Annotated in this window: 6 protein-coding genes; all 6 read right to left on the reverse strand. The window is 69.3% G+C overall.

What is annotated here, in order from left to right:
* Positions 1–3,293, reverse strand: a 3,293-nt coding sequence (locus tag AC1DOC_RS10565; protein WP_478129777.1) for a molybdopterin cofactor-binding domain-containing protein, incomplete at its 3' end; no start/stop codon positions are given.
* A gap of 133 nt (positions 3,294–3,426) precedes the next feature.
* A complete protein-coding gene (locus AC1DOC_RS10570) occupies positions 3,427–3,930 on the reverse strand; it encodes a (2Fe-2S)-binding protein (RefSeq protein WP_478080977.1) in 504 nt (167 codons plus the stop codon).
* Positions 3,908–5,068, reverse strand: a complete 1,161-nt coding sequence (locus AC1DOC_RS10575) for an ABC transporter substrate-binding protein (protein WP_478080976.1) — start codon at positions 5,066–5,068, stop codon at positions 3,908–3,910. The genes AC1DOC_RS10570 and AC1DOC_RS10575 overlap by 23 nt, the downstream gene beginning before the upstream one ends.
* Before the next feature lie 65 nt (positions 5,069–5,133).
* Positions 5,134–5,856: a bifunctional nicotinamidase/pyrazinamidase gene (pncA, locus tag AC1DOC_RS10580; protein WP_018906627.1), complete on the reverse strand. Its 723-nt coding sequence runs from the start codon at positions 5,854–5,856 to the stop codon at positions 5,134–5,136.
* A 53-nt stretch (positions 5,857–5,909) separates the two neighbouring features.
* Positions 5,910–6,644, reverse strand: coding sequence for an ABC transporter ATP-binding protein (locus AC1DOC_RS10585; protein WP_478080975.1), 735 nt, complete (start codon positions 6,642–6,644; stop codon positions 5,910–5,912).
* The gene (locus AC1DOC_RS10590; protein WP_012745350.1) at positions 6,641–7,447 is read right to left on the reverse strand and encodes an ABC transporter ATP-binding protein; all 807 of its coding nucleotides are present in this window, start codon (positions 7,445–7,447) and stop codon (positions 6,641–6,643) included. Before AC1DOC_RS10590 ends, AC1DOC_RS10585 begins: the two co-directional genes overlap by 4 nt.
* Positions 7,448–7,969 lie beyond the last annotated feature (522 nt).

Consider the following 7,969-nt stretch of genomic DNA (forward strand, 5'->3'; position numbering starts at 1 on the left):
ACCTCGGCCATCGGCCCTACCTCGGCCATCGGCCCGCCCGCGATGCCATGGCGCGGCGAGTGGCCAATGCGCAGATAGCGGTAGAGCGCGTCGGCGTCCCACGGCACGGCGGACTTCGACAGCTGCGTGAGCGCCGGCGCCTCCCAGCCATCGACCATCGCACCCGAGAGAAACGCGCTGCCGCCCTGCTCCGCACCGAGCGCGTTGCGCGGCGTGTGGCAGGCGCCGCAATGCCCCAGGCCGTTCACGAGGTAGGCGCCGCGGTTCCACTCGGCGCTTTGCGCGGCCACCGGCTGCAGGGGCGCGGGGTCGTGGAAGAGCGCGTTCCATCCGGCCATGAGAGGCCGCATGCTGAACGGAAACTTCAGTTCGGCCTTCGGCGTCTCGGCACGCACCGCGGGCATCGACATGAAGTAGGCGTAGAGYGCCTGCAGGTCGTCGTCGCTGGTCTTCGCGAAGGCGGTGTACGGGAACGCCGGGTACAGGTGGTGGCCGTCGCGCGAGATGCCTTCGCGCATCGCGCGCTGGAAGGCGCTGAACGACCAGCGGCCCAGGCCCGTGTCGGCATCGGGCGTGAGGTTGGTGGTGTAGAGCGTGCCGAAGGGTGTCTGCATCGCGCGGCCACCCGCATTGGGCGCGCCACCCGGTGCGGTGTGGCACACGGCGCAGTCGCCGAGCGCGGCAAGCACGCGGCCGCGTTCGATGGTGGCCTCGCTGTAGACCGGGGCGCTGAGAGAGACCGGCGCGATGGCGGAGCGCCAGCCGAGCAGGCCGGCGATGAGGCCGAGGCCGCCGATGAAGAGTGCGGTGCCGGTGGCCCACACGCTCTTGCGCCGAGGCCACGGTGCATTGCTCCTTCCCCTCCCGGGGGAAGGTTGGGATGGGGGCACGGCAGCGCCACCCTTCGAGCGCCGCTCGCCCCCACCCCCGCCCTCCCCCGGAAGGGGAGGGAGCAAACCCGGATTCAACGCCGCCAGCACCTTCTCCGGCGTGAACGGCGGCTCGCGGAAGCGCACGCCCGTCGCATCGAAGATCGCATTCGCGATCGCCGCCGTTCCCGGCACCGACGACGACTCGCCCGCGCCGAGCGAGGGTTCGCCGGGTCGCGGCATGTGCATGACCTCGATCACCGGTACGTCGCGGAAATTGATGATCGGGTAGCTGCCCCACTCGCGGCTCGCGACCACGCCCGAGGGCCGCACGCCGGGCAGCAGCTGCGCACCGGCCGCCGCTGCTTCTGCGCCCTGCTGCGGCGCGAACTGCACCTCTTCCTTGAGCGCGCGGCTCGTGGTCTGGATCACATTGCCGTGCACCTGGTGCTCGACGCCCGCGGGGTTGACCAGCAGCCCCGCGTCGTGCCCCACCACCACGCGGCGCACGTGCACCTCGCCGGTCTTGCGATTGACCTCGACGTCGGCCACCCATGCAGCCCACGCGGCGCCGAAGCCGGGCCACTTGCTGTGGATGTAGCGCGCATAGGCGAAGCCCTGGCCGAAGAGGATGTCGCCACCTTCACCGAGCCCRCCGTCGGCGTTCTCCTCTGGCCCCGTGCGCATGCGCCAGCCCGCCTTCTGCGCGGTGGCCTGCACCAGCTCGACCGCGCGCGGATCGCTCAGGTGGCGCAGCCGGAACTGCACCGGATCGACGCCGGCCGCGGTGGCCAGCTCGTCGATGTACGACTCGTGCGCAAACGAATTCGGCAGCGCCGACACGCCGCGCAGCCACGAGGCGCGCACGATCGGCGCCATGTCGTTGACCTTCACGCGCAGGTTGTCGACGCTGTAGGGCGGACGCGCCGTGCGGTCGCCCATTTCGAAGGCCTGCGCCACCGGCTCGATGGTGCGCGTGAGCAGCAGCGCGAGCGTGGGCGCGCCGTTCGATGGATAGGAGGTTTCGAAGTCGTAGGCGGCGATGCGGCCGTCGGCCATGAGCCCGCCATCCACTTCCATGAGCTGCGCGGCGCCCTTGGGCTCCCAGGCATGCTCCTGCTCGCGCGTGAGCTGCACGCGCACCGGTGCGCCCACGGCGCGCGCGAGCAGCGCCGCATCGGCCGCCACGTCGTCGGCGCCGTTGCGGCCGTAGCAGCCCGCGGCTTCCATGCGGATGACGTCGACCTGCACGTCGTCCAGGCCCATGAGCTTCGCGAGATCGGCGCGCAGCACGTGCGGGTTCTGCGAGCCGGCCCAGCAACGCAACTGCATGCCGCTGCCGTCCTCCGGCAGCCACTCGGCCAGCGCGCACGAGGGTCCGATGGACGCATGCATCTGGTAAGGCCACACATAGGTGCGGTGCATCGGCTGCGCGGCCGCGGCGATCGCGCCGTCGACGTCGCCTTCGTCGACCAGCAGGCGCTGCGTCGACGGGTTGTCGCGCAGGGCCTGCGCGAGGTTGGACAGGTCGGGCATGCCGGGCCAGGGCTTCCACCTGACGCGCAGTTCGCGCAGCGCCTGCTCGGCGTGCTCCTCGCGCTCGGCCACGATGCCGACGAAGTCGCGGATCACGACCACCGCGCGAATGCCGGGAATGTGCGCAATCGACGACTCGTCCACCGACTCGAGCGTGTTGCCGATGAACTCGCCGTGGTCCGCGCCCGCATACGGCGGGCGCACCACGCGGCCATGCAGCATGCCGGGCACGCGCATGTCGTGCACGAACACGAGGTCGCCCGCGAGCTTGGCGGGAATGTCGACGCGGGCCTGGCGCGTGCCGACGATGCGGTAGTCGGCCGGATCCTTGGGCACCGCGGCGGGGTCGAGCCGCAGCACGGTCCGCTGTCCCGCCACCAGGTCCGCGTAGTTGATGCGGCGGTCCGGCGCCTCGGCCACGCGCACCACGCCGTTGCGCACCTGCAGCGCCTCGGCGGCCACGCCGAGCCGCTCGGCCGCGCGCGCGAGCAGCCAGGCGCGCGCCTGCGCGGCGGCCAGACGCAGCGGCTGTGCATGGATCTGGATCGAGGCGCTTGCAATGGTCGCGCCCTGGTTGGGCGCGCGTGCGGTGTCGCCGAGCATCATGCGCACGCAGGGCATGCCGAGCTCGAGCTCCTCGGCCACGATCTGCGCGAGCGCGGTCTGGATGCCGGTGCCGAGGTCGACGTGGCCGTTAAGCGCCGAGGCGCTGCCGTCGTCCCACACGGCGAGCAGGATCTCGTCGCCTTCGATCGGATTGCCCGCCACGGCCGTGGGCTGGCCGTTGGCAGGCGCCGGCGCGGGCGGTGTCTCGCGCACGACCAGCAGCACGCCGTCGGCCGAGAGAAAGTCCGCGCGCGTGCGCGGCAGATCGGCGCGGCGCGTCATGGTCTTTGCTCCCTCTCCCTCCGGGAGAGGGCGGGGGTGAGGGCCGGCGGCGATGGCAAGAGCTGTGCTTGTGCAAGGGCCGATGCCCTCACCCTGGCCCTCTCCCGGAGGGAGAGGGAACAAGACGGGCGGCTCATGGGTTTGCCTCCGCGCGCATCCGCACCGCCGCGCGCTGCACCGCGTCCAGAATCTCGATGTGCGTCCCACACCGGCACAGGTTGCCCGAGAGCTCGCTGCGGATGCGCGCCTCGCTCGCCTGCGGATCGCGCGCGAGCAGCGCCGCGGCCTGCATCACCATGCCGCTCAGGCAGTAGCCGCACTGCGCGGCCTGCGCGTCTTCGAAGGCGGCCTGCACCGGATGCCAGCGGCCGCGCGTGCCAAGGCCTTCGAGCGTGGTGATGGCGCGGCCCGCCACGCCATGCGCGGGAATCACGCAGGCACGCGCCGCCACGCCGTCGACATGCACCGTGCAGGCGCCGCACTGCCCCAGCCCGCAGCCGTACTTGGGCCCGTTCAGGCCGAGGTCGTTGCGCAGCAGGTGCAGCAGCGTGGCCGCATGCGGCACGCCCTCGATCGAGCAGGCGCTGCCGTTGACCTGCAGGTACAGCGGCGGCTCAGCGCCGCAACTGGCCGTCACGGGTGTACATCTCCAGGTCCACGAAGGTCGAGCCGTTGTGGTTCTTCGCGCTGTACTCGACCGGAAAATCGCCGAAGCGCGCATTGCCGATGCCTTCGAGCCCGGCAATGAAGCTGTCGCGCGTGAGCGCCTTGCCCGCGCGGCGCAGGCCTTCGACCATCACGCGCGAGGCGATGTAGCCTTCGAGCGTGGTGTAGCTGTCGATCTTCTCGCCGAACTCGGCGCGGTCGCGCTGGTAGTCGGCCACGATGGGCACGCGCACGGCCTGCGGCGGCGGTACGATGCTGGCCGTGACCAGCCCCGCGAGCTTGCCTTCGAGCCGCTTGGCGGAACCGGCCGCGTCGGTGATGCCGACCGACAGCGTATAGAGCGGCGCCGCCCCGCCGTTCGCACGGTAGTCGCGCATGAACACTTCGACCATGCGCCCCGCCATGATCATCAGGACCGCGCCGGGCTTGGCCTCGGCCAGGCTGGCGACCACCTGCTTCGCGTCTTCGGCGGCAATCGCGAGCGGCAGCGTCTTCACGACCTGCACCTTGTAGTCGGCGGCCAGTTGCTCGCAGGTGGCGAGGTTTGACCTGCCGAAGGCGCTGTCCTGGTAGACCACCGCGATCGACGCGAGGCTGAGGGTCGAGAGATGGCTGATGATCTTGCGCAGCTCGAGGTCGTAGCCCGCGCGCACGTGGAACAGCAGGCGGTTGACCTTGGTGCGGAACGAGGTGGTGCCCACCAGCGGCGCGAACATCGGAACGCCGGCCTTCTCGGCCAGCGGCATCGCGGCCGCGAGGTTGCCGGTGGCGACGAAGCCCGCGAGCGCGAAGACCCTGTCCTCGTCGATCAGCTTCGCGGTGTTGGCGGCCGTCCTGGCGGGATCGTAGGCATCGTCGTAGCTGACGAGCTCGAGCTTGCGGCCGTTGATGCCGCCCGACTTGTTGGCGCGCTCGAAGTACAGCTTGATGCCCGCGCGGTAGTCGATGCCGAAGTCCTTGGCCGGGCCGCTGAACACGGCCGACTGGCCGATGCGGATGAGGCCGTCGGTCACGCCGTTGTCGGCGCGCACCGAACGAAGAAGGCCCGGGCCCAGTGCCAGGGCTGCGCCGCCCGCCACCAGGGCGCGCCTTGAAATCGGAATCGTCATGCGTTGTCGAGCTCGTTGTTGTCGTTGTTGCCGGTCGGGTGTGAATGCGGCGTGGGTTGGCTTGCTCAGGCCGCCTGGATGTCGGCGGACTGGATGCGCTTGACGCCCTTGGCCGCCATCTGCTTCCATGCGGCGGCGAGCGAGCCGTTGAGGTCGATGGCGCGCGTGGCGTCCTCAATCACGTAGACCTCGAAGCCGGCCTTGCGCGCATCGAGCGCGGTCCAGGCCACGCAGAAGTCGGTGGCCAGCCCCGCCACATAGACCGTCTTGATGCCGCGCTGCTTGAGGTAGCCGCCCAGGCCGGTGGCGGTCTTGCGATCGGCCTCCTCGAAGGCGGAATAGCTGTCGACGCCCTTGTGGAAGCCCTTGCGGACGATGACCTGCGCGGTGGGCAGCTTCAGGTCCTTGTGCAGCGCCGCGTCGTCGGTGCCCTGCACGCAGTGGTCGGGCCAGAGCACCTGGTTGCCGTACGAGAGCTTGATGCTGCTGAACGGCTTCTGCCCCGGATGCGCGCTCGCGAACGACGCATGGCCCTGGGTGTGCCAGTCCTGCGTGACCACGATGTTCTCGAACGAATCGGCCAGCTTGTTGATCACCGGCACCACCTCGGCGCCGCCCTTGACGGGCAGCGTGCCGCCGTCGACGAAGCAGTTCTGCACGTCGATCACGATCAGCGCGGACTTGTCGTTCGGCTTGAGCTTCGGAGCCGCGAACAGCGTTCCGGCCGCGCCCAGCAGGCCCAGTGCGGCCGTGGACTTCAGAAGGGATCTGCGGTGCGAGTCGTGCATGGCGTGTGCTCCGGTGGTTGATGACAAAAAAGAAAGTGGCCGCGTGGGTGCGGCTAGACGCTCAGGTAGGCGCGGCGCACCTCTTCGTTGGCCGCGAGCTCTGCCATGGTGGCGTGGTAGCGGATCTGGCCCTTCTCGAGCACATAGGCGCGGTCGGACACCAGCTCGGCAAAGTGCATGTTCTGCTCCGACAGCAGGATGCTCACGCCCTGCGCCTTGAGTTCGAGGATCATGTTGGCCATCTGCTCGACGATGACCGGCGCCACGCCTTCGGAGGGCTCGTCGAGCAGCACCAGGTAGGGGTTGCCCATGAGCGTGCGCGCCACGGTGAGCATCTGCTGCTCGCCGCCGCTCATGCGGCCACCCGGGCGGTCGGGCATTTCGCCCAGGTTGGGAAAGAGCTTGAACAGGCGCTCGGGCGTCCACAGCGGCGCGTCGCTGCCGTCCGTCCAGCGGCGCGGCGGCTGCTTGCCGACCTCGAGGTTTTCCATCACCGTGAGATCGGTGAACACGCGGCGGTCCTCGGGCACGAAACCCAGGCCGAGCTTCGCCGCGTGATGGGGTTCGCTCTTCGAGATGTCGTGGCCGAGGAAGCTGACGTTGCCCTTGCGCTTGGCGAGCATGCCGATCAGCGTCTTGAGCGTGGTCGACTTGCCGGCGCCGTTGCGCCCCATGAGCGCGACGACCTCGCCGCGCCGCACTTCGAGATCGACGTCGTAGAGGATCTGTGCGGCGCCGTACCAGGCGCACAGCGAGTTCGCCTTCAACAGTGTTTCGTGCGTGCTCATGCGGTTGCTGCTCCCACGGCCGCGTTCACTTCGGCGGCTTTCTCTGCGATCTTCTCGAAGGTCTTGCCGCTGCCGAAGTACACCTCCTGCACCTTCGGATGGTCGCGGATCTCGAGCGGCTTGCCCTGCGCGATCAGGCGGCCGCGGGCCAGCACGATCATGCGGTCGGCGTAGGCGAACACCACGTCCATGCTGTGCTCGGTGAACAGCACGGCCAGGCCGCGCTGGACCACGAGCTCCTTGGTCAGCGCCATCAGCGAGTTGCGCTCCTTCGGCGCCATGCCGGCGGTGGGCTCGTCCATCAGCAGCAGCTTGGGCGCGTTGGCCATCGCGATCGCGAGCTCGACGCGCTTGACGTCGCCATAGGCGAGCTCGCTGCAGGGCCGGTCGGCCTGCGCCTTCATGCCGACCTGATCGAGCAGCGCCAGCGCTTCGTCGCGCTTGTGGTCCGCGGCGCGGCGCCACATCGAGAACAGCTTGCCGTCGTGCGAGAGCATGGCCATCTGCACGTTCTCGGCGACGGTGAGCGAGGCAAAGGTCTCGGCGATCTGGAAGGTGCGGCCCACGCCCTTGCGCCAGATCTCGCGCGGCTTCTGGCCCACGAGCTCATGGCCGTCGAACACGATCGAACCCTGGTCGGCCTTGAGCTGGCCGTTGACCATGTTGAAGGTGGTGGACTTGCCGGCGCCGTTCGGGCCGATGAGGGCCAGCAGCTCGCCGGCCTCGAGCTCGAAGCTGATGCCGTCGACGGCTTTGACGCCGCCGAAGGATTTGCCTAGGTTGTCTACTTTGAGGAGGGTCATTTCTGGCTTACTCCCTCTCCCTCTGGGAGAGGGTTGGGGTGAGGGCTGGCGGCCTTTCCATCGCTGCCGATCTTTCGATCTGTGCTGATCGTTTGCTTCCCGAGGCCGGGTCTCGCCCCGGCGGGCGACCTACTTTTCTTTGCTTCGCCAAAGAAACGTAGGCAAAAGAAAGGCGACCCCACTGTCTGCGACCCCTTCGCTACGCTACGGGGCAACCTGCGGTGCTCGCGTTTCACGGGGTCTCGCCCAAACTCGCTTCGCTCAAACAAGGGCGAGCCCTGATCCGCGAAACACTCCGCTCCTCGGCGCATACAGAGGGGATTGGGAACCGAACGGGCCTTTGCTTCGCTCGGCCACCAAGCCACCGCGGCGCTGCGCGCCGTGGTGGTTGGGATTTGGCTGTTGGTATTGGGGCCGAGCGAAGCGAAGGCCGCCCGCTCCCACCCCTTCTGTATGCGCCGCCCCTTCTGTATGCGCCGAGGAGCGCAGATGGAGGCGGGATCAGGGCCGCAGCTGTTTGAG

The sequence above is a fragment of the Variovorax sp. 01T439_2 genome, assembly GCF_056398445.1.

Coding starts and splice junctions, on each gene's coding strand:
- AC1DOC_RS10575 (WP_478080976.1), bottom strand. CDS start 5,068: ATGACGATTCCGATTTCAAGGCGCGCCCTGGTGGCGGGCGGCGCAGCC.
- pncA (WP_018906627.1), bottom strand. CDS start 5,856: ATGCACGACTCGCACCGCAGATCCCTTCTGAAGTCCACGGCCGCACTG.
- AC1DOC_RS10585 (WP_478080975.1), bottom strand. CDS start 6,644: ATGAGCACGCACGAAACACTGTTGAAGGCGAACTCGCTGTGCGCCTGG.
- AC1DOC_RS10590 (WP_012745350.1), bottom strand. CDS start 7,447: ATGACCCTCCTCAAAGTAGACAACCTAGGCAAATCCTTCGGCGGCGTC.